Annotated in this window: 21 protein-coding genes; 11 read left to right on the top strand and 10 right to left on the bottom strand. The window is 35.3% G+C overall.

Translation table 11 applies throughout. The features are described from left to right. Position 1: 1 nt before the first annotated feature. The 3 genes from IPN31_03095 to IPN31_03085 form a co-directional block, all read right to left on the bottom strand. Positions 2–1,393, bottom strand: a complete 1,392-nt coding sequence (locus tag IPN31_03095) for a VWA domain-containing protein (GenBank protein ID MBK8680887.1) — start codon at positions 1,391–1,393, stop codon at positions 2–4. After that, entirely contained in the window at positions 1,390–2,745 is a 1,356-nt protein-coding gene (locus IPN31_03090) for a VWA domain-containing protein (GenBank protein ID MBK8680886.1), read from the bottom strand. The genes IPN31_03095 and IPN31_03090 overlap by 4 nt, the downstream gene beginning before the upstream one ends. Before the next feature lie 137 nt (positions 2,746–2,882). Next, positions 2,883–3,728: a transketolase gene (locus IPN31_03085; protein MBK8680885.1), complete on the bottom strand. Its 846-nt coding sequence runs from the start codon at positions 3,726–3,728 to the stop codon at positions 2,883–2,885. Positions 3,729–3,939: 211 nt separating this feature from the next. On the opposite strand from IPN31_03085, the gene IPN31_03080 reads away from it, so the two are divergent. From IPN31_03080 to rnc, 3 genes are read left to right on the top strand one after another with little or no spacing between them, the layout of a single operon-like run. Next, a complete protein-coding gene (locus IPN31_03080; GenBank protein ID MBK8680884.1) occupies positions 3,940–4,176 on the top strand; it encodes an acyl carrier protein in 237 nt (78 codons plus the stop codon). Between the two features lie 13 nt (positions 4,177–4,189). Beyond that, a complete protein-coding gene (fabF, locus tag IPN31_03075; protein MBK8680883.1) occupies positions 4,190–5,437 on the top strand; it encodes a beta-ketoacyl-ACP synthase II in 1,248 nt (415 codons plus the stop codon). Positions 5,438–5,443: 6 nt separating this feature from the next. Continuing rightward, on the top strand, positions 5,444–6,166 hold the full coding sequence (rnc, locus tag IPN31_03070; protein MBK8680882.1) for a ribonuclease III: 723 nt from the start codon (positions 5,444–5,446) through the stop codon (positions 6,164–6,166). A gap of 35 nt (positions 6,167–6,201) precedes the next feature. Here the strand turns inward: rnc and IPN31_03065 are convergent, their stop codons facing one another. Both IPN31_03065 and IPN31_03060 read right to left on the bottom strand, forming a co-directional pair. Further along, complete coding sequence (locus tag IPN31_03065; GenBank protein MBK8680881.1) at positions 6,202–7,488, bottom strand: efflux RND transporter periplasmic adaptor subunit; 1,287 nt, start codon at positions 7,486–7,488, stop codon at positions 6,202–6,204. A 14-nt stretch (positions 7,489–7,502) separates the two neighbouring features. Continuing rightward, entirely contained in the window at positions 7,503–8,849 is a 1,347-nt protein-coding gene (locus IPN31_03060; protein ID MBK8680880.1) for a TolC family protein, read from the bottom strand. 160 nt (positions 8,850–9,009) lie between these two features. Between IPN31_03060 and IPN31_03055 the strand changes: the two genes are divergently transcribed. Continuing rightward, the gene (locus tag IPN31_03055; protein ID MBK8680879.1) at positions 9,010–11,289 is read left to right on the top strand and encodes a UvrD-helicase domain-containing protein; all 2,280 of its coding nucleotides are present in this window, start codon (positions 9,010–9,012) and stop codon (positions 11,287–11,289) included. A 288-nt stretch (positions 11,290–11,577) separates the two neighbouring features. On the opposite strand, the gene IPN31_03050 is transcribed toward IPN31_03055, so the two are convergent. Continuing rightward, the gene (locus IPN31_03050) at positions 11,578–12,957 is read right to left on the bottom strand and encodes a tryptophanase (protein ID MBK8680878.1); all 1,380 of its coding nucleotides are present in this window, start codon (positions 12,955–12,957) and stop codon (positions 11,578–11,580) included. A gap of 110 nt (positions 12,958–13,067) precedes the next feature. Here IPN31_03050 and IPN31_03045 point away from each other — a divergent pair, with 110 nt between their 5' ends. The 3 genes from IPN31_03045 to IPN31_03035 all read left to right on the top strand — a co-directional run bounded on the left by IPN31_03045 (position 13,068) and on the right by IPN31_03035 (position 15,542). Next, positions 13,068–13,379, top strand: a complete 312-nt coding sequence (locus IPN31_03045; protein MBK8680877.1) for a hypothetical protein — start codon at positions 13,068–13,070, stop codon at positions 13,377–13,379. A 183-nt stretch (positions 13,380–13,562) separates the two neighbouring features. After that, on the top strand, positions 13,563–14,846 hold the full coding sequence (locus tag IPN31_03040) for a citrate synthase (protein ID MBK8680876.1): 1,284 nt from the start codon (positions 13,563–13,565) through the stop codon (positions 14,844–14,846). 318 nt (positions 14,847–15,164) lie between these two features. Continuing rightward, positions 15,165–15,542 carry a glutaredoxin gene (locus IPN31_03035; protein MBK8680875.1) on the top strand — a complete coding sequence of 126 codons (378 nt, stop codon included), beginning with the start codon at positions 15,165–15,167 and terminating at the stop codon, positions 15,540–15,542. Here the strand turns inward: IPN31_03035 and IPN31_03030 are convergent, their stop codons facing one another. Together IPN31_03030 and IPN31_03025 are read right to left on the bottom strand one after the other, a co-directional pair. Further along, a complete protein-coding gene (locus tag IPN31_03030) occupies positions 15,543–15,983 on the bottom strand; it encodes a hypothetical protein (protein ID MBK8680874.1) in 441 nt (146 codons plus the stop codon). 4 nt (positions 15,984–15,987) lie between these two features. Continuing rightward, a complete protein-coding gene (locus IPN31_03025; protein MBK8680873.1) occupies positions 15,988–16,494 on the bottom strand; it encodes a DUF4442 domain-containing protein in 507 nt (168 codons plus the stop codon). Between the two features lie 60 nt (positions 16,495–16,554). Here IPN31_03025 and IPN31_03020 point away from each other — a divergent pair, with 60 nt between their 5' ends. Both IPN31_03020 and IPN31_03015 read left to right on the top strand, forming a co-directional pair. Continuing rightward, positions 16,555–16,833: an ATP-dependent Clp protease adaptor ClpS gene (locus IPN31_03020; protein ID MBK8680872.1), complete on the top strand. Its 279-nt coding sequence runs from the start codon at positions 16,555–16,557 to the stop codon at positions 16,831–16,833. Further along, on the top strand, positions 16,833–17,519 hold the full coding sequence (locus IPN31_03015; protein ID MBK8680871.1) for a leucyl/phenylalanyl-tRNA--protein transferase: 687 nt from the start codon (positions 16,833–16,835) through the stop codon (positions 17,517–17,519). Before IPN31_03020 ends, IPN31_03015 begins: the two co-directional genes overlap by 1 nt. A gap of 151 nt (positions 17,520–17,670) precedes the next feature. Here IPN31_03015 and pdxH read toward each other — a convergent pair whose 3' ends face one another. After that, positions 17,671–18,306: a pyridoxamine 5'-phosphate oxidase gene (pdxH, locus tag IPN31_03010; GenBank protein MBK8680870.1), complete on the bottom strand. Its 636-nt coding sequence runs from the start codon at positions 18,304–18,306 to the stop codon at positions 17,671–17,673. Between the two features lie 140 nt (positions 18,307–18,446). Between pdxH and IPN31_03005 the strand changes: the two genes are divergently transcribed. Continuing rightward, on the top strand, positions 18,447–19,028 hold the full coding sequence (locus IPN31_03005) for a carboxypeptidase-like regulatory domain-containing protein (GenBank protein MBK8680869.1): 582 nt from the start codon (positions 18,447–18,449) through the stop codon (positions 19,026–19,028). Positions 19,029–19,031: 3 nt separating this feature from the next. On the opposite strand, the gene IPN31_03000 is transcribed toward IPN31_03005, so the two are convergent. Further along, positions 19,032–20,456 (bottom strand): hypothetical protein, encoded by a 1,425-nt coding sequence (locus IPN31_03000; GenBank protein MBK8680868.1) that lies wholly within the window; start codon positions 20,454–20,456, stop codon positions 19,032–19,034. Positions 20,457–20,620: 164 nt separating this feature from the next. Here IPN31_03000 and IPN31_02995 point away from each other — a divergent pair, with 164 nt between their 5' ends. Then, complete coding sequence (locus IPN31_02995; GenBank protein MBK8680867.1) at positions 20,621–22,318, top strand: hypothetical protein; 1,698 nt, start codon at positions 20,621–20,623, stop codon at positions 22,316–22,318. Positions 22,319–22,342 lie beyond the last annotated feature (24 nt).

The following is a 22,342-nucleotide window of genomic DNA, read 5'->3' as shown; positions in this document are numbered from 1 at the left end:
GTTATAGTTTTAAAGTGGTTGAAGTTCCTGTTATAATTTCAAAGTCTATTTCTTTAGTGCCTGTCATTGCTCTTGTATTTTTATAACGGTAGATGACTTTATATTTTCCCGGTTGCAAGGCAAGTGATTCACGCAAGTCTTTATTCGACAATTCAAAAATTTCTACCCATTTATTATTGCTGTACATATAAATGCCGCCATATAATTCCTGCGCCTTAATGAAGGTGATGAAACCGGGCGAGGAAATTTCGATAGTAGTGGTATTGTCTTGTTCAATTTCTGCACTGTTGATTTTAATAATGGGCAAAGTTAAAATTTCAATGTCATACTTGCCTACAAGATAATTTATTGTAGAACCTGTCGGTTGCACTTCTATTACTTTGCCATCTTGTTTTACAATACATTGAATACTTTTTTTCTGTGATTCGCCTCGCACTGAAATGCGCAAATCGCCTTGAGGGGTATTTTCTGAAACTACATTATATTCAAATGGTGTAAAATAAATATCGTTTTTTTCAACCGATGGTCGGGTATGTACTTTTAAATTATATCCATAAGTAGGATCCACAGTGATGGTATCCGGAACTCCTTTCGGCGATAAGGTATGGTAGTAATTGTATTTAAATTTTCCCGATTCAGAATCGAATAAAGTAAACATCAAATCTGTTTCTGTTGGTCGTTGATATTTATCTAATAAATCAATGCGTACTGTAGTGGAATTAAATACTCTTCCCAAAATAGTTGAAACCACTTTTGATGCTTCAGAGGGCGATAACATGTTCATATATTCACCCATACATTCCAATTGTTTTAATTCATCTTCATCACTTATATCCAAACCCAATACAAATGATTTTGTGATAATCCCTTTTTGTTTCATTTCCAGAATTACTTCACAGGGATTGTTGCCACAAGATTCAGCACCATCGGTAAGCAGAATTACAATGTTGCGATATTTGGGATCGGGCTCACCAAAATCTATCATAGCTTCCCGCAGTGCAAGTGAAATTGGTGTAACACCTTGTGGAAATAAATTATTCAGCTTTGTTTTGATATTAATGCCGTTGTTACTTTTAAATTTCACTTCCAGTTTTGTGTCGTTGCAATCATTATACGGATGCGGAGTTTGATGTCCATATAATCGCAATCCTGTTTGTACTGTTGGATATTGATCTACACTATCTGCAATTTGATATATTAATTGACGAGCCACACTGAACTTGGTGGAGTTTCCCCATGTAGCTAACATGCTGCGTGAACCATCCATGATAAATAAAATACGTGTGATTACTTCTGTATCCTGCGCACTTACCTTTTGAATTGGTGAAATACTTATTGAAATGAATACAACTGCAATCATTAGCCATTGGCAATATGTATTTTTTATTTTCATTGCAGCGTAATTGAGGTAGTGCGATTTGTTTTAATATTCACTGCTATCTGTGCTGTATTTACAGCAGATTTCTTTGTATTACTTCTATAAACCAGAAGGTAATTTCCCGGTTGTATTTCAATATTTGCAATAGTTTTATTGATGGTTCCGGTATATATCTGAATCAAGTCATTACCTTTTTGCTGATAAATACTATAAATGAAATTATCATTTCCATTAATGCTCAACAAACCGGATTTTTCAATCACTATTTTATTTCCTTCACCCGATCTTAATTCATAATCTTTAAATTGCAATCGGGGTAAAGTCAACACTTCTAAATCATATGTGCCGATAATATATTTCTGTGTGGCATTCAGATTTTGCACATAGATAATTTCTCCTGATGCAGTATCTCTTACTACACATTGTTTATCGCTGAAACCGGCATTACCCATTTCTTCCAAAATCAACGTTCCCTGTGGTGCATCAATACCAATAATATTATGCTTGCCCGGATTCAGTTCAATATTTTTCTTTGTTACTGATGGAGTGGTATGCACCACAATATCATATTTACCTACAGGATCTATTTGTAAAGTATCGGGTTCCTTTTTAGAATTCATGCTATGTAAAAAATTATAGCGCACTTCACCACTGAAAGAATCATATAAAGTCATCTCCACATTTGTTTCAGATGGTTTATCAAATGCATCGATCAAATTAATTTGCAGTGTTGTATTATTTAATGCCTGTGATATAACCACGTTAATGGCATTTTCAAATGTGGTTTCATTTGTTGCATCATAATATGTTCCCACACAATTAAATTTTCCTTTGTCTTCTTCGGCCAATCCAATACCTATAATAAAAGGTTTTAAAGTAATCCGTTTATTGGTTAAAACTTCAGCACTTGCACAAGGATCGCCTTCGCAATTTTCAATACCGTCTGTAATTAATATAATAGAATTTGTTCCGGGTAAATCAGGAAAATCATCGGCTGCCAGAAATAAAGAATAAGCAATGGGAGTATGTCCTTTTGGAACAATTTCGTTGAGTTTATTTTGAATTGCAGCAGCAGAATTTTTTGAAATAACTACTTCCAATTTTGAATCCTTACAATCTTTCATTGCTCTCGGACTTTGATGGCCAAATACCCGCAAGCCGATTTCAACAGAAGGATTTTCTTTTTGTATGCTGTCTAATGTTTCTTGAATTAATCGTTTGGCAACTGTCCATTTCGTAGTGCCATCCCATGTTTCCAACATACTTCCGCTGCCATCCAATAATATAAGAATGCGTCTGGTTTCATTTGTTTGCGCATGCACTGAAAAAGAAATGCAAAAGAAAAGCAGAAGTAAAAAACGATTCATTATAATTTTTGGTAGAGATTGTTAACGCAATAGTAGCCAAAAACTTATAGGATCAACCTCTATTGTTCCGTTGATAAATAATCCTATGATAAAGCAATGTATTGCTGATACTACAAAAGAAAATATTTAATCAGATATTAGTAATCGCCGAATGTTTCCTCCAATTGCGCTAAAGCTTTTTCCTTTTGTTCATCATTTGGGGCAACGCCATGCCAGTGGTGTGTGCCTACCATAAAATCAACACCCTTACCCATTTCGGTATGCATTAATATCATTATTGGCGAGCCTTTACCTGTTTCAGATTTTGCTTTATCCAAAGTTTCAAGCAGCATTTCCATGTTGTTGCCATCACTACATTCCATCACATGCCATCCAAATGCTTTCCATTTCGCATGCAGATCACCTAAGTCCATAACTACTTTGGTTGGGCCATCAATCTGCTGACCGTTTACATCAATTGTGGAAATAAGATTATCCACTTTATGATGCGCCGCAAACATAGCAGCTTCCCAAATTTGTCCTTCATTCATTTCACCATCACCATGTAATGAATATACAAGATGATTATCCCCATTCAATTTTTTAGAAAGGGCTGAGCCGATTGCAACACTCATCCCCTGACCTAAAGATCCACTCGCCACTCTGATGCCGGGTAAATGTTCATGAGTTGTTGGATGGCCTTGCAAGCGACTATTCAATTTTCGGAAAGTAGAAAGTTCTTCGATAGGAAAATATCCGCTGCGGGCAAGTACACTATACCAAACTGGAGAAATATGTCCGTTGCTCAAGAAAAAAATATCCTCACCGGTTCCGTCCATATTAAATTCTGATTTCCGATCTAGTATATCAAAATATAATGCAACAAAATATTCAGTACATCCTAAAGAACCACCGGGATGACCACTCTGACATCCATGTACTTGTCGAATAATATCTCTACGCACCTGTGAACACATCTTATTAAGCTTTGTAATATCTCTCATTATTTCTGTTTGCCGCAAAAGTAAACAGGAATTCTTGATGTGCTAATTATTTAAAAGATCCTTCTACAATTGAGGATTAATTTTTATCGAATAAATTGTCGCAGCATTTAATTTTAGTCTGTTTAGAATTGAGTAAGTATTGGGGCATTTGCATAAGAACATATCTCTCGCTTACTTTGCACTTTATTTTAAAAATCTAATTTTTATAAAAATGTCAGAAATTGCTGAAAAAGTAAAGAAAATTATCGTTGACAAATTAGGTGTTGACGAAAACGAAGTAGTTCCAGAAGCGAGCTTCACTAACGATTTAGGTGCAGACTCATTGGATACTGTAGAGCTTATCATGGAGTTTGAAAAAGAATTCAATATCTCCATCCCCGACGAACAAGCCGAAGGAATCACTACAGTTGGTGATGCAATCACTTACCTTGAAGAACACGTTAAGTAAACCATACTTATAGATGACACTCCGAAGAGTAGTGGTAACCGGGCTGGGAGCATTGACTCCACTCGGCAATTCAGTCGCTTCCTATTGGGAAGGATTAATTGCCGGCAGAAGTGGGGCAGACTTTATTACCCGATTTGATGCCACGCTCTTTAAAACCAAATTTGCATGTGAAGTAAAAGGGTTTGATCCTACCTCCATTATTGATAAAAAAGAAGTGAGGCGCATGGATCCTTACCTGCATTATGCATTAGCTGCCACTGATGAAGGTGTTAGAGATGCCGGCCTTATTGATGCTGATATTGATAAGGATAGGATAGGAGTTATTTGGGCATCGGGAATTGGCGGATTAAAAACGTTTGAAGAAGAAGTGTCATTCTTTGCAAGAGGTGACGGCACCCCACGCTTCAATCCGTTTTTTATTCCAAAAATGATTAGCGATATCGCTGCGGGTACTATTTCAATTCGCTACGGTTATCGTGGTCTTAATTATGCCACCGTATCTGCTTGTGCTTCCTCTACGCATGCTTTAATTGCTTCCTTTGATTCTATCCGACTTGGCAGAGCAGAAATAATAGTGGCAGGTGGTTCTGAAGCCGCCGTTACTGCATCGGGAGTTGGTGGGTTTAATGCTATGAAAGCATTAAGCGAACGCAATGATAGTCCGAAAACAGCTTCACGTCCATTTGATTTAGATCGGGATGGATTTGTGTTGGGGGAAGGCGCCGGCTGTATCATCGTGGAAGAATATGAACATGCTATTAAACGAGGTGCTAAAATTTATTGCGAATTAGCAGGTGGAGGTATGAGTGCAGATGCCTATCACATGACTGCACCACATCCCGATGGTTTGGGTGCGCAATTAGTTATGAAAGATGCACTGCGTGATTCAGGTATGACAGTGAATGATATTGATTATATTAATGTACATGGAACTTCGACACCGCTTGGTGATCCTCAGGAAATAAAAGCAATTCAAAAAATATTTGGTGATGCTGTTTATAAATTAAATATCAGCGCCACCAAAAGTATGACCGGCCATTTGCTTGGTGCTGCCGGTGCTATTGAAGCAATTGCAAGTATTCTCGCTATGCAGAATAATATCATTCCCCCTACCATAAATCACTTTACAGATGATCCTGCTTTTGATCCTAAATTAAATCTCACATTTAATAAAGCTCAAGAAAGAAATGTGGATGTTGCCCTAAGTAATACCTTTGGTTTTGGTGGCCATAATGCATCTGTTATCTTTAAAAAATTATAGAATTGTTTGTATCCATTCAGGAAAATTTATAACCTTTATTTTTCCGACGACCGCTCTTTCTGTCGCAGGATAAAATCTATCACAGACAATACTCCGAAGAATATTGCCATTTATCATCTTGCATTTCAGCACAGCTCAATTCACAACAGTGTGCACATGAATAATGAGAGATTAGAATTGTTGGGTGATGCCGTAATTGATCTTGTTATTGCGGATTATCTGTTTAAAAAATATCCTTATAAACCCGAAGGATTTCTTACCGAGATGCGCTCGAAAATTGTGAGCCGTGAACAACTGAATCGTGTTGCTTTAAAAATCGGTTTATCAGAAATGCTGAAGATGCGTCGCACAGGTGGCGATCTTTCCAAGAGTTCTGTTTTAGGAAATGCACTTGAAGCTTTAGTCGGCGCATTATATATTGACCGTGGCTATCAGCCTGCATATTATTTCTTCAAAAATCAAATACTAAAAAATCATTTTGAAATAGATGAACTGGAAGTAACCGTTTATAATTTCAAAAGCAAGATTATTGAATGGGCTCAAAAAGGTGGTAAAGATGCGAAGTATGAAATGCTGGATGAAAGGGATATAAAAGGTAAAAAATATTATCGCATGGGGTTATTTGTTAATGGAGTAATGATTACTGAAGAAAGTGATTTTAGTAAGAAACGTGCAGAGCAAAAAGCATCAGAACATGCATGCCGTATTCTTGGAATTACTTTAGAATAATACTGCGAGAAATCAATCTTCAGATGTAGTAAAAATTATTTCTTTTCTACTTTGTTTTTATCCTCACGTTTTATCTTATCACCATCTTTTAAAATAGTTGTAATCGTATTGTAAGGTCCACTTACAATTTCTTCATCCGCTTGCAATCCTTCTAACACTTGAATATAATTATCATCCTGGATTCCGGTTTTAATTATTACTTGTCGTGCAGTATCATTTACAATGCGATATGCTATCTCTTGTAGTTCACCTTTTTTCAATGAATCTTCTTTTGTAGTAACTGCCTGAATTGGAATACTCAATGTATTTTTTTCAACTCTTGTTCTGATATCCACTGTGGCACTCATGCCGGGATAAAAAGGATATTTCTCTTGCTTATTTGCCGGCATAATATCCGAATAAGAACTTTGTAATATCTGAATTTTTACTTTAAAATTTGTTGCTTGTTCCGTAGTCATGGCAGCTAATCCTGTTCCTCCTGCTGAGTTTGCAACTTGTATAACTACACCTTTAAACTTGCGATTTAAATATGCATCTACATCCACTTCTGCAGTATCATTTATACTTAAACGCAATACATCATTTTCACTCACATCCACTTGCACTTCCATATTAGAAAGATCTGCAATACTCATCAATACATCACCACTCATTTGAATAGTACCCAACACTTTTTCACCTACTTTTTTACTAAGTCCAAAAACGGTTCCATCAATAGGTGCATATATCGCAGTGCGTTTTAAATTATCCTGCATTTCTTTTAATGCCGCCTCTGCACTTTTCACTGTAAACTCCAAAGCAAATACAGATTGTTGCGCCATATCATATTGCGATTGTGCACTTTTATATGCAAGATCTGCCTGTTCGAAATCTGCTTTTGAAATTACTTTATCATCATACAATTGTTTACTTCTGTTATAACTTAATGTAGAATTATCCAATGATGATTTCGATTGAATTAATTGAGATCGTGATGAAGCAAGTGTTGCTTTTGCATTATCTAATCCTGCCTTTGCCTGCGCAACCTGACTTTGATATAAATCCGGATTTATGCGCACCAATAATTGACCGGTGGTAACATATTGTCCTTCCACCACCGGCAACTCTACTATTTCCCCGGAAATTTCCGCACTGATTTTTACCTCATAAAACGGATAAATTTTTCCGCTGGCGGTTACGGTTTCCATAATATCTCTGGTGGCTATAGTATCAGTTTCAACAACAATTCCCGACGAGTTACCAAACCATCCTTTATTGCGACCGATTACCGCAACTATAATGAGCACGATTACAACTGCTCCTAAAATTTTTATGAGTTTCATTCAAATATTATTTATCAAAATCCGAGCGGCTTGCCCATATAATAATCTATCACTTTACTTTTAAAAATAAAATCGTATTTGGCGGAAAGCAATGATGTTTCCGCTTGTGTTAATGCATTGGATGCAGATATAAAATCTAACTGCGTGGATTGCCCTACATTAAATCTTTTTTGTTCGTACTCGAAAGATTTTTGTGCTGCTTCCACACTCTTTGCAGATGCCTGATAAGTAGCTGCTGCTGCCTGCAAACCGGTATATGCTTCTGTTACATTTTTTTTCAATTCATTGATATCTACTTTCTCTTGCAATTGCGTGGTTATGTAATCTAATTCTGCTTGCTGTTTATTCAACATTACCTGACCATTATTAAAAATAGGAATGCTTAATGTTAAGCCTACGGACTGACCAAAATTATTATCTATCTGCTCGCCATAAGGCTCAGGTTCTAATCCTAAAATAATGGATGATGCGCTGGAATAAGTTGAAAATAAACCACCCACTAATGTGAGAGAAGGCAATCCATATCCCTGTGCAATTTTCACATTTAAATCTTTGCTCTGCAACATGTATTCATATTTTTGAATATTGGGTTGAGTGCGTATTGCTTCATTAATTACAGTTTGTAATGAAGGTATTTCTGCAATAAGTGCATTTTCAAAAATGGTGATATCGGGATATACTATTTCAAACTCTTCACTATACTCCATCTGCAATAAATTTTTCATATCGGTAAATGCAAGCTTTAATATATTTTCTGCATTTACCACTTCTAATTCATTGGCAGCAATTTGCGATTCAAGAGTAAATAAATTTCCTTCGGGAATAGAGCCTGCATCAAATGCTTTTTGTGAATTGCTGCGTTGCTCATTAGATAAATTTAATTTTTCATTGGCCACTTTTAATTGTTCCTGACTATACATTATCTGCAGGTAACCCAATAAGGTATTCAATTCTATAAAATCAATATTTGCCTGTTGATTCAGCTTACTCACTTCCAGATCATAACCTGTTTGTTTAATTGTGTTATTAATTATTCCACCTTGAAACAGCGACATGCTGGAAGAAAGATTGTAATCATTATTTGCAAAATTCTGGGTTACATAAATATTGGAAGTATAATCAATACCTCTACCGAAACTCCAAAAATAATTAGTGCTGAAATTCAGGTTTGGCAATAACAGTAATTTACTTTGCTTCACTGCATTTTCTCCCATTTGCACACCGGCTTGTCCTTGCATTAGCGTAATATTTCTTTCTAATGCCATTGCAATAGTTTGCTCCAAACTCAATTGTTTGGTTTGTGATTTTGCCTGAACAGAAAGCAGTAATAAAACTGCGAGAGTGATTGAATTGAACTTCATAGTATAAGCCAAAGTTAATTAACCAAAACTGGAGAACATACTTTGCTTTTTTATTACTTTGTTTTTTAACAAGTTTTAAATATTTCCATAATTTTCTTTGGTGGAAATAATGTGCATGAATTTAAAATTTTAAAAATTGGTATTACATTAACTTTAAGCCATGAGTTTTCTGAATGAATTAAATGAAGAGCAGCGACAAGCAGTAGTGCAAACCACCGGACCAGTGATGATAATTGCCGGCCCCGGTTCGGGGAAAACTCGTGTGCTTACATATCGTATTGTACACATGATGCAGGAAGGTGCGGATCCATTCAGCATACTTGCGCTCACTTTTACAAATAAGGCGGCACGAGAAATGAAAAACCGCATTGAAAAATTGCAAGGAACAGATGCACGCAGTTTATGGATGGGAACATTCCACAGCACCTTCGCAAGAATTCTACGCAGTGAAGCTTCTAAAATTGGTTACTCATCCAACTTTACAATTTATGATTCTGATGATTCTAAAAATCTGATAAAAGCCATTGTAAAAGAAATGGGTTTAAATGATAAATTGTATAAACCCGGTTATGTATTGTATCGCATTTCGCTTGCAAAAAATAATTTGATAAATCATCTGCAATATAAATTGCAAACGGATTTAATGAATGAAGATGAAGTAAATGGTAGGCCAAGATTAGCAGATGTATTTGCAGAATATGCAAAGCGATGTTTTCGTGCAGGCGCTATGGATTTTGATGATTTACTTTTAAAAACGTATGAGTTATTAGAAAGTAATCCTGAAACATTATATAAGTATCAGCATCGGTTTAAATATGTATTGATAGATGAATTTCAGGATACAAATTTTTTGCAATACGCTATTGTGCGCAGATTATCAGATGTGTTTCAGAATATCGCAGTAGTGGGTGATGATGCGCAAAGTATTTATGCTTTTCGTGGTGCAAATATTTCAAACATTCTCAATTTCGAAAAAGATTTTCCGGATGTAAAAACATTTCGGTTGGAACAAAATTATCGCAGCACAAAAGTGATTGTGGAAGCAGCAAATCATATCATTTCAAAAAACAGATCGCAGCTTGCAAAAAAAATATGGACTGAAAATACGGACGGGAGTAAAATACAAGTAGTGCGAGCAATGAGTGATAATGAAGAAGGTCGCATGGTGGCAGATGCAATTTTTGAACAGCGCATGCGAGATCATGTTCCCAATAATGGCTTTGCAATTTTATATCGCACCAATGCACAATCCCGAGCTTTTGAAGAAGGTCTGCGACGCTTAAATATTCCATATCGTATTTATGGGGGTGTTTCTTTTTATCAACGCAAAGAAGTAAAAGATTTATTAGCCTATTTAAAAATTACTGTTAACCCAAATGATGAAGAAGCATTTAAGCGCATCATTAATTATCCGGTGCGTGGCATAGGAAAAACATCTATTGAAAAACTCACGGTGTTTGCTGCGGATAATGATCGCACGTTGTGGGATATTGCTGAAAATATTGTACTGTTTCCATTCACACCTTCGGCACGAAATGCAATTACAGATTTTGTAATTATGATTAAAAATTTTCAGGTAATGCTGCAAAAAAAAGATGCCTATGAAGTAGCATCGCATATTGCAAAATCTGTGGGCATACTTAAAGATTTATACAATGATCAAAGTGTGGAAGGGTTGAGCCGTTATGAAAACTTACAGGAATTATTAAACAGTATAAAAGAATTTTCTGATCCTGAAAATATATCACCGTTATTATCTATTGAAGAAACAAATACAGATAAAAATCTGGCGACATATTTACAACAAATCTCCTTACTTACAGATGCGGATAATACTGATGGCAATGATGATACAGTGAAGTTAATGACGATACATGCTGCAAAAGGATTAGAGTTTGAAAGTGTGTTTGTGGTGGGCATGGAAGAAAATTTATTTCCCAGTGCACTTAGTATAAATAGCAGAGAAGAGTTGGAAGAAGAACGTCGTTTATTTTATGTGGCAGTTACACGGGCAGAAAAAATGCTGACTATAACTCATGCTGCTTCACGCTATAAATATGGCAGTTTAGATTACTGTGAACCGAGTCGTTTTTTAGAAGATTTACCGGAGGAATTATTAAATAGAATCGGATATAATTCTGCCAATCAAAAAGCGTATGAAAATGCATTTGAAAAAAATATTGTGCATGCACAAAAAGTAGTGAAGCAGGCAAATGCAGATCCGAAATTTACACATACAACTTCTGCCGCATTTTCTGCAGTTACTCCCGATGAATTACATGCAGGAATGCAAGTAGAACATCAGAAATTCGGCTATGGAAAAATAGTGGCAATGGAAGGAAATAATGAAAGTAAAATGGCCACAATAGATTTTGTGCGGGCAGGTCAGAAAAAACTATTATTGAAATTTGCGAAGCTGAGTATTGTTGAAAAAACTTAGACTATTGACTTTGACCATTGACAAAATGCTATTGGCTTTTTGCTATTGGCAGTTGGCTAAAAAAACTTATCACTTTAAAATTGACAATTGACAGTGGACAGTTGACAATGAAAAAAGTTTCAAGTTTCAGGTTTCGAGTTAAATAAAACTCACTGATTTTTTTTATTCACCAATCACTAAATTAAAACTCATCACTGATCACTCATTACTGATTTTACCATTAACCTTTAATAATTTACAATTGCATTTTGCTTATTGCACATTGCAAATTCTCTTACTACCCGATACTCATTTCATCTCTTCCAACTTACAAGTAAAGTGTCTTAAAAATTTTGGCTCTTCAATTATTTTATAACCCTTCACGGCATTTTTATTTTTAATTAATTCTGCAAATACCTCAATCACATATTCAATATGACTTTGGGTGTAAACTCTTCTTGGAATTGCAAGTCTTACTAATTCCATTGCAGCGGGAAGTAATTGTCCGGTGCTATCATATTTCCCAAACATCAAGGAGCCGATTTCAACAGCACGCACTCCGCCGGTTTTATATAATTCGCATACTAATGCTTGTCCGGGATATTGATGAACAGGTATGTGCGGATAAAAAGATTTTGCATCAATATACACCGCATGTCCACCGATTGGCATCATTAAAGGAACACCCATCGCATGTAATTTTTCGCCGAGGTATGCAGTACTTCTTATGCGATAATGTAAATAATCCGGTTCAAATACTTCTTTCAATCCAATTGCAATTGCTTCCATATCACGACCTGCAAGTCCGCCATAAGTTGCAAAACCTTCGGTAATAATTAAGAGGTTAGTACATGCTTCTGCAAGTGCTTTATTGCGCAGCGATAAAAATCCACCCATGTTTACAAGCGCATCTTTTTTAGCACTCATAACTCCGGCATCTGCAAGGGCAAACATCTGTTGTGCAATTTCAAAATAACTGTGGTTTGCATATTCTTTTTCACGATGTTTTATGAAGTATGCATTTTCTGCAATGCGGCAACAGTCCAATGCAAATAAAATATTATGTGCTTTGCAAATAGCACTTACTTCTTTTGCATTTGCCATACTCACCGGTTGTCCGCCACCACTATTATTAGTAACCGTAAGAATTACTGCACCAATATTTGTTGCGCCATATTCTGTTATCAGTAACTCTAATTTATCTGTATCCATATTTCCCTTAAAAGGTAAAATAATGGTTGGATCAGTTCCGTGTTCACAAGGAATATCAATAGCAGTTGCACCACTATATTCAATGTTTGCTCTTGTAGTATCAAAGTGCGTATTGCTAATAAAAATTTTTCCTGCGCCACCTAAATGACTGTATAAAATTCTTTCTGCTGCTCGGCCTTGATGCGTTGGTAATACATGTTCCATTCCGGTTAAATCAAAAACTGTATTATACATGTGATTCCAACTTGTGGCTCCGGCATACGATTCATCGCCCATTATCATTCCTGCCCATTGCCTATTACTCATTGCAGATGTACCGCTGTCGGTTAGCAAATCAATTAATACATGTTCGGCATTTAAGGTAAAAGGATTGTAGTGTGCTTTTTTTAAATATTGAATACGTTGTTCTTCTGTTGTAAGCGAAACAGGCTCCACCATTTTTATGCGGAAGGGTTCTATGATAGTTTTAAATTGCATTCGTTTTATTTTGCGCTAAGGTAAAAAAGCAATGCTGCTGTTTTGATGATGTTTGTCAGCATATAAATCTTTGGCAACTCAAATAGTATCTTTGCAGTCTTAATAATTGTATGGAACAAGAAAATCATCAAGACCAAAAATTAGACTACAGCCAAATGTGGGATGGAGTTTATTATCTCTCTTTTTTTATTTTTTTTATATTGGTTGTAATTCCCAATCTACCCAAATCACTTACACTAAATGGGTATTATCCTATAGCAATGGTTATCTATGGAACTATCGGTGTATTTACAGGAATTGGCGTGTATAGGTTGGTGCGCAATGCTTCAGATAAATTGAAATGGGTTATCATTATTGTGCTTTATGTACTAGTGGTATATCAGTTGCTTTCGCATGTGGATCGTTTCATGGTGCCGAATTAAAGTCTCTTTTAAAACTACTTACATTTGCTGCCTGTTATCCTTTTATTAAACAGGGAAATTCGTATAAAGAAATTGTATTTGGATTTAATTGCTTAAATTCCCGTATTTCACAATAAATTTCAAGCACGAATTTTTTAACTTTGTAGTTCTATTCGTAATGTAATTCCAAAATAAATAATAAGCATGTCCACAGCAAAAATAAATTTCGAAGACAAGGATTTTGAATTTCCGGTTGTAGAAGGTACAGAAAATGAAAAAGCAATTGATATATCTAAATTAAGAGAGCAATCAGGTTTGATAACTCTTGATGTTGGTTATAAAAACACCGGCTCTACCAAAAGCGCAATCACTTTTCTGGATGGCGAACAGGGAATTCTACGTTATCGTGGATATCCAATTGAACAATTAGCTGAGCGCTCTAATTTTTTGGAAGTTGCGTACTTACTTATTTATGGAGAGCTGCCGAGCCATGATGATAATCAGGCTTTCACGGGTAAGATAATACGCCACACATTAGTACATGAAGATTTAAAGAAATTTTTTGATGGCTTTCCAAGTAAAGCACATCCAATGGGTCAGTTATGTTCTTTGTTATGTGCGATGTCTGCTTACTATCCTGAGTCTTTAAATCCAAACAGAAGCACAGGAGAAACTGATTTAACTATTATCCGCATCATTGCAAAAATGTCAACCCTTGTTTCATGGATTTATAAAAAATCTATTGGTCAACCATTGATTTATCCGAATAATAAATTTGATTACGTTACCAATTTTCTGTTTATGACTTTCGGTATGCGTACAGAAGATTTTCATGCAGATCCGGTAATTGTGGATGCAATGGATAAGCTGTTGATTTTACATGCAGATCACGAACAAAATTGCAGTACCAGCACAGTGCGTTTAGTAGGTTCTTCTCATGCAAATCCGTATGCAAGTGTTGCGGCAGGAGTTGCAGCGTTATGGGGTCCTTTACATGGTGGAGCAAATCAGAAAGTGATTGAGATGTTGGATAAAATAAAAGATGATGGTGGCAATGTAGATAAGTGGGTTGCCAAAGCAAAAGATAAAGATGATTCATTCCGCTTGATGGGATTTGGACATAGAGTGTATAAGAATTTTGATCCGAGAGCGAAAATTATAAAAGTGGCTTGTGATAATGTATTAAGTAAGCTCGGCATTCATGATCCGATTTTAGATATTGCAAAACAATTAGAAGAAGTGGCGTTGAAAGATGATTATTTTGTTGAGAGAAAATTATATCCAAACGTAGATTTTTACAGCGGCATTATTTATCGTGCAATCGGATTCCCTACTGAAATGTTTACTGTATTATTTGCTTTAGGTCGCACACCGGGTTGGCTGGCACAATGGAAAGAAATGCGTGAAGAAGATCAACCAATCGGCAGACCACGTCAAGTATATACCGGTAAGAATACAAGGGATTATGTGAATATAGCAATACGCTGATTTACTAAAATATATTTCTTTAAAGGCAGAGTTGAATTCAACTCTGCCTTTTGTTTTTAATAAAATTATGTAATTGAAAAATTTATTGCATAAAGGTTTACAATGCAATTCTGATCTATTATTATCCAAATTTTGAAAGTGTGGGCAGAGATTTTTTTAGGCGATAATTCAACAGATTTTTTCAAACGAGACATGGAAATTGGTAATGGAATACTTCTTAAAGATATATCTGTCTTAAGCACCATGTTAATAATAAAATGGCGATTTTTTTACTAGGTTTAAAAAGAATAACCTATCTTGTTGGAAAATTGCATGAGTATGAAGACTCCGAATAATGAAATTATTATTTACTACAATCCTGAACATCAAAATGCGAAAAAAGTATTGGCGTATGCCCGAGATATCACGCCTCATATTCATGAAGTGGAATACACTCGCTCGCCGGTATCAAATACTATCTGGAGACAACTTTTAGCAATGCTTGGCGATCCTGATCCAAAAACATTATTAAACAAAGCACATCCGTATTATCAGCAAAATTTAAGAGGTAAAGAATTTAATCGGGAAGACATTCTGAATATCATAAACCGCAATCCGGAAATTATCAGATCACCAATTGCTGTGAGAGGAAAAGTTGCTGTGCTTTGCGAACAGGCAAGTGATGTATTAAGACTTGTAAAATTTCAGGAAGCTTAATTATTCATTCACCACTACATCCACAATTTTATATTGCGTTGCATAAACTCTCGCCGAATCCGCTGAGGGAAATAATGTAATCACTTTATATGCAGTCATAATCTGTTCTTTTTCATCACCCAGATTTATCATGTGAACAGAAGTTTCATCATCATCCAAACAGATATCCAGCAAACAATATTTTGGTGGATGCGGAGATGCATTTAATTCTTCTTCACTGAGGTTAGGTGCATATTGTGATACTTCTAATTTGCGGATGATAGTACAAAATTCATTCGGCTGATTTTCAAATGGATTTTCTGCTGTAATTCTCGCCTGCACATCATTGCTGATAACTACATTTTTTTCCTCCGGTGTTTCTGTTTTTCTTTCTTCTGCAGTTGGTCTGTTGCATGCAGCAAAATATATACTTATTGAAAATATAATGGCAATGTATTTCATTCTGTTATTTTGATCTTACTTTAAATGTCCATGTAAATTTAAAAGTACTTACTAAAATATCATCGGCGGTTTTGCCTTCAGTAAGTACATCCACACTCACACCTTCACCTGTGTCAACAGCTTGCTGAATTGCTTGTTCAATTGCATCACCTGCATTGCATGTAAAATAAATGCGTTGTGTTCCTTTCTTATGAAACTGACCTTCCATTTTTAAAACCAACATAGATATACCCGGATGATTTCCCTGAATTTTCATCATAGCCAATGCTCCTGTGCTCATTTCTGCAGCCATACTTTGCGATGCAAAATACAATGACTTAAATGGGTTTTGAGTAAACCATTTATAAGGGATGGAGCATGTGCATGAATGATTGTCAATATGCCGAATGCGCAATCCGGAAATGAGTGCTATGGGCATTTTCATCAGCAGAAAAAATCTGAAATACCAGGGGTTGCGCAGTTGATTGAGTACTTTCTGTTGAGCTACTTTCTGTGTGTTTTCTATATTCATCTTGTTTAAAAATTTTCTGTTTGCAGATATCCGAAGTAAATTTGTAAAAATTCCTGCACTGTGAGTAAAGTATTTACCAAAGAATTAGTTGATATTGATCTGTTAACGGAAGAAGTAACTGGTCGTACGCTCGTAGTTCACAATGACGAAGTAAATACTTTTGATTGGGTAATTGAATCCTTAGTGGATATTTGCAAACACACCTGGGAGCAAGCCGAACAATGTGCTTTTATTATTCATTTCAAAGGTAAATATGCAGTGAAGCACGGTGAAATGAAATCGCTTCGGCCGATGCGGGCAGCGTTAAGCGAAAGAGGTATCAGTGCCACTATTGAGTAATGATTTATTTTATTCAAAAAGAAAATTCTCCCTTTCCAAATCCTGATTTTGCTGAAGAAGATGGTTTGCTTGCTGCCGGCGGAACACTGTCTGTTGAGCGATTAGTACAAGCATATACTTCAGGAATTTTTCCATGGTATTCTTTAGAGGAAATTCCATTTTGGTTTGCACCCGATCCACGTTTTGTTTTATTTCCGGATAAGTTGAAAATTACTAAGAGCATGCTGCAACTTTTTAAACATAATGCATTTCGTGTTACCTATAATGCATGTTTTAAAGAGGTAATTATTAATTGTGCAATAGCGGATAGAAAGGATGATGCAGGCACTTGGATAACACCGGATTTTATAGATGCATATATTGCATTGCATAAAGAAGGATATGCGCATTCCGTAGAAGTGTGGAAAGAAAAAGAATTAGTGGGTGGATTATATGGTGTGGCTATAGGAAAAATATTTGCCGGCGAAAGTATGTTTTCAATACAAAACAATGCATCTAAGTATGCACTCATCGCATTAATAGAAAAATTAAAAGCATTACAATTTTTAGTAGTTGATTGTCAAGTGCATAGTGCACATTTAGAAAGCATGGGTGCAGAAGAAATTCCACGCAATACATTTATGGATATTATTAAAAAAAATAATTCACTTATAGAAAATGGATTGCAACAAAAAATAGAATTTTAATCAATGGACAATGGACAAACAAAAATAAAAAGTTAGTTAACCCTAAAGAAATTTAGTAATGTTTTATTTTGATAGTGATGACTTTCCTTCTTCGGTAAATGTTTTGACTCTCCCCTCTAAATAACAGCTTGCACCCAAAAACACAATTTCATTAAGGGGAAAGTCTATCTATTTTCCATTCACCGTTTTCAAGTAATGTATATCGCAATCTATCGTGTAATCTGTTTGCTCTTCCCTGCCAAAATTCAATAGCATTTGGAATTAATAAATAGCCTCCCCAATCTTCCGGTCGCTTTAATTTTTCCTGCTTTTCAATTTCTATAAATTTATTTTCAAGCAGTTCTCTATTTTCAATTACGCTACTTTGTTCTGATGCAATTGCACCGGCCTGACTACCATGCGGACGTGAATAATAATAAGCATCACTTTCTGCTTCTGATACTTTTTCTATCACACCTTCAATGCGCACTTGTTTTTCTAAAGGCGACCAATAAAATGTGATACACGCATTTGGATTTTCTGCGATTTCTTTTCCTTTGCGACTATTATAATTTGTAAAAAAAACAAAACCTCTTGTTCCGAATTCTTTTAACAATACCATTCTTGATGATGGTTTTCCTTCCGCAGAAACTGTACTCAGCATCATTGCATTTGCTTCTAATTCACCAAGCTGCATTGCCATGTCAAACCATTTTGAAAATTGTTGAATTGGTGAAGCATCTGCATCACTTTTATCAAATCTTTCTTTTTCATAACTCAAACGTAGATTGCTAATATCTTTTTCCATCGTTATTTTTTTTCAAAGGTAAAATGTTATAGCAAGGTTAAAAATGATTTTTGAAAGGAGATATGATTTATCTTTATTTAATCGTTTAAAACACTTACTTTCCAAAAAATGGTATTCTTTGGGAAAATGGAAAACAGAATATGCGCACACATTTATTCCGATATCTTTTAATAATTGTAGTTTTTCTGATTACAATATCAGAAGCGCAGGCGCAAAGGCGGTTAACACAATTATCGGGAGTAATTATCGACAAGGAATATCAATACCCTTTACCTTATGCTACCGTGGAAATTATGAATTCGTATCGTGGAGCGGCTTCTAATTCGCAGGGTTTTTTTTCATTAGTGGTTGCAGTTGGCGATACACTGCGTTTTAGTTCGGTGGGATATAAGCCACGCATTTTTATTGTACCTGATACCATCACAGATATTATTACAAGCATTGGTGTATTACTCGACAGAGATACCGTTTTTCTGAATACAGTTGAAATTTATCCCTGGCCCAAACGTGAAGATTTTAAAGATGCATTTTTGGCAATGCGTATGGCAGAACCACAATTTACTATGGGGCTTATTCCTGGTATAAAAACGCATGTGGACACCACACAAATGGCGCCCACTATTTTTAATCCTATCAGTTTGTTTTATGAATCGGTGATCGTACCTATTGAATATAATCGCAAGAAGAAAAATAAAGCAAAGGAATTGCCGAAGTGGGAATGATTATTATTCGTTAAGATGTTGCAAAATCCATTCTTTTAAAAGGAAATTATCTGACTCCACGGCACTTTTGTATTTAGAAAAATTCTTCTTCTCCGGATCTAATTTAAGTTTGGTGAGTTGTGTAAGATGCTGACAATACTTAATTGCATTGACATGATTTACAGTTTCTATTAGTGCTTTATTGTAGGTAATAAAATGCTTGAAACTCTCTATGTAAGATAGTAAAGTGAGATATTCTTTTTTCTCGAAATAAATCATGGATTGCAGAATACGCAATTCATATTTTATCATAATATTTTCTGTTTGTATAGGTATTAATAATGCATGTGCCTTTTCATAATCTTTTTCATAGAAGGCAATAAATGCTGTGCAAAGGTTTGTAACATCTTGTTGGACGTCTGGATGTACATGAGCTGCGTATTTTTCTAAAATAGATTTTGCATAATCCGGCTTGTTTAATGCCAAAGCGTTTTCAATGGTGTTTTTAAATGAAGTATATGCAAGTTCGCCGTGAATTTTCCAGATATTATTCTGTAAACGATAATCATAAATATCAAAAATTTCAATGCGCCAACGCAAACTATCTTTTTCAACTACTTCATTTAAAAAAGCCAGCATACCAATTGTAATATTCTCTTTATCTGCAATATTAGTGATTGCATCGTCGCTTGTAATTAGTTGCTTTAGCGGTAAATAATATTCTTCGTTATGGTAAATAATGAGTTGTGCCAGCATATAGAAAATATTTACATACTTATCTTCAGAACACAATCCATTTTCATATATCTGAAATAACTTCTTTGCCAATTCATATTCAAATGGTTCATCATTAATTTGTGTTGCCTTGTGATAGTTGATAAGATTTATAAATGATTTTGTAATTGCAAAGTCCATTAACTGTTCATTGCCTGTTATTTTTAAAATATCGGCACTTGTCTTTTCTAACTGTGTGCGATTCTGTAAAATCGCTAATTTTTTTTTGTAATCATTTATCCAAAGTCTATCCCGTAATTTTTGACTATACTGAAGATTGGAAACAGCGAATTGCTTTTGAATACTATTCAGTTGTTTTTCCAGCAAGTCAATAAGTTTTAAATTAATTAATGCATTCAATTTATATTCTTGCTTAGCAAATTCAGTGGACTCGAAATTTTCAATCATCAAATAATCCAAAAGCAATTGCAATAGGTCTGAACATAAATTTCTAAAGTTGCTGTCATTATAGGGTTTTTTAAAAACAGAGAAATACGCAGCTTCCTTTTCTGCTTCAGGAATATCAAATTCGGGAGCAAAAGGGTTTAAAAATTCCCAAAAATCCAGAATGGTTTTTTTCTTGTTGAAGTAAGGTGAATTCAAGTAGTCATCAAATCGCTTTAATTGCTGTTTACTGAGCTTCTTTAAAGCTACTTGTAACAAGGTGTTATTCATTTTTAAAAATACTGATTTTATAGTAATCTCTAAATATCGAACACTTCAAATTTTAAAGAACTTGCTGCTACAATCTTAATATTTTCTCCTTTCAGCTAATAACGAAGCAGAGTTTCTTTGCCTTTAATTCAAACTCAAATATTTAACAGTTAAAACAAATTACTATGAAAAGCTTAATTACATTATTCTGCGGGATTCTAATGTTTTCCCAATTAGCACTTTTTTCCCAAACCAATACTTTCCCCTCAACAGGCAGTGCAGGTATCGGAACAACTACTCCTAATGCTTCCTCCTTGTTGGATATTTCATCCACCACTAAAGGAGTTTTAATTTCTCGTATGACTAAGGCTGAACGTGATGCAATTGCTTCACCGGCTACCGGATTACTGGTTTTTCAAACAAATTCAACCGCCGGTTTTTATTATTTTAATGGTTCAAATTGGACTGCCATTTCTACAAAAGGTGCGAATACAAGTTTATCAAACTTATCTGCAAGTGGCACAGCGATTAATAGGGATTTAGTGCCAAATGCTGATAACACTTTAGATCTTGGTTCTCTGACAAAAAGGTGGAATGAAGTATATGTAAATTCAATAAAATTTATGGATGGCACTACGCAATCTACTGCAGGCGGAGTCGGAGGTGCGGGTGTTTCAGGAAGTGGAACTACAGGTTATATTCCAAAATTCACTTCTTCCACTGCTATAGGAAATTCAACTATTTATGATAATTCCGGCAATGTTGGAATTAATACTACTTCAATGGTTGGCAGTGCAAACTTTGTAGTAAAATCATTAAACACAACAGGATATGGTGGCATGTATATCAATATGGATGGCACCTCAGGTAGAAAACCGCTTTATGGTTTTGCCGTAAGTGGTACCCCAAAAGCCTGGATGTATTTTGATGAGGCAACAAATCAATATCGGGTTTATAATAGTGGCGACAGATTTGTAATTGACAATACAGGTAATATCGGAATTGGAACCACTTCTCCTTCTACAAAACTTGATGTGGAAACAACTGGTACAAGCACCGTAATGGAGGTTACAAAACCCTGGACAGGTTCCGGTACCACAAACTTTGATCTTGTCTCAGTAAGTAACACTTATAATTTTGGTTATGGTACAGGAATCTTTTCTTCAGGTGGACAAATAGGAATAAAAGGTTCTTCTGCCAATGGCGCACAAACAGGTTATGGTGTTTATGGCCAATCTCTTGGAGCCGGTGGTGATTCTTATGGTATTTATGGTACTGCTTCTTCTTCAGCAGGTGATGCATTCGGCGTGTATGGAACAACAACAGGAGGTGTAAATCAATGGGCCGGATATTTTAATGGTAAAGTCCATCTGGAAAATGGTGATGATGCATCACTTTCTTCAAAGGGATTTTTAACAATAGGTACACTAACATCTTCCAATATAGTGATTGATAATAATGAAATTATCGCAAGAAATAATGGAGCAACATCAACGCTGTATTTAAATAATGATGGAGGTAATGTGAACATGTGTTACTCAGGTGGCAATGTTCATATTGGTGCATCTGATGCTGCGGCAACAGGATATCTTTTGGCTGTTGATGGAAAAGTAATATGCGAGGAATTAAAAGTACAATTAAGTGAGAGCTGGCCGGATTATGTGTTTGGCGAAAATCATCAATTGATGAATTTATATGATCTTGAAAAATCAATTCAATTGAATAAACATTTACCCGGTGTGCCTTCTGCAAAAGAAATTGAAACAGATGGATTAGCAGTTGGTGAAATGCAAAGAGTAATGATGGAAAAAATTGAAGAACTCACTTTATATATCATACAACTTCAGAAACAAATTGATGAGTTGCAGGCAGAAAATAATTAATTGTAATGTTTTTTAAAAAATAAA

It is taken from the genome of Bacteroidota bacterium, from assembly GCA_016715425.1.
In the GTDB taxonomy this organism is placed as follows: Bacteria; Bacteroidota; Bacteroidia; order Chitinophagales; family BACL12; genus JADKAC01.
Note: the sequence above shows the minus strand (reverse complement) of the source record. Positions and strands in the feature narration are given on the sequence as shown.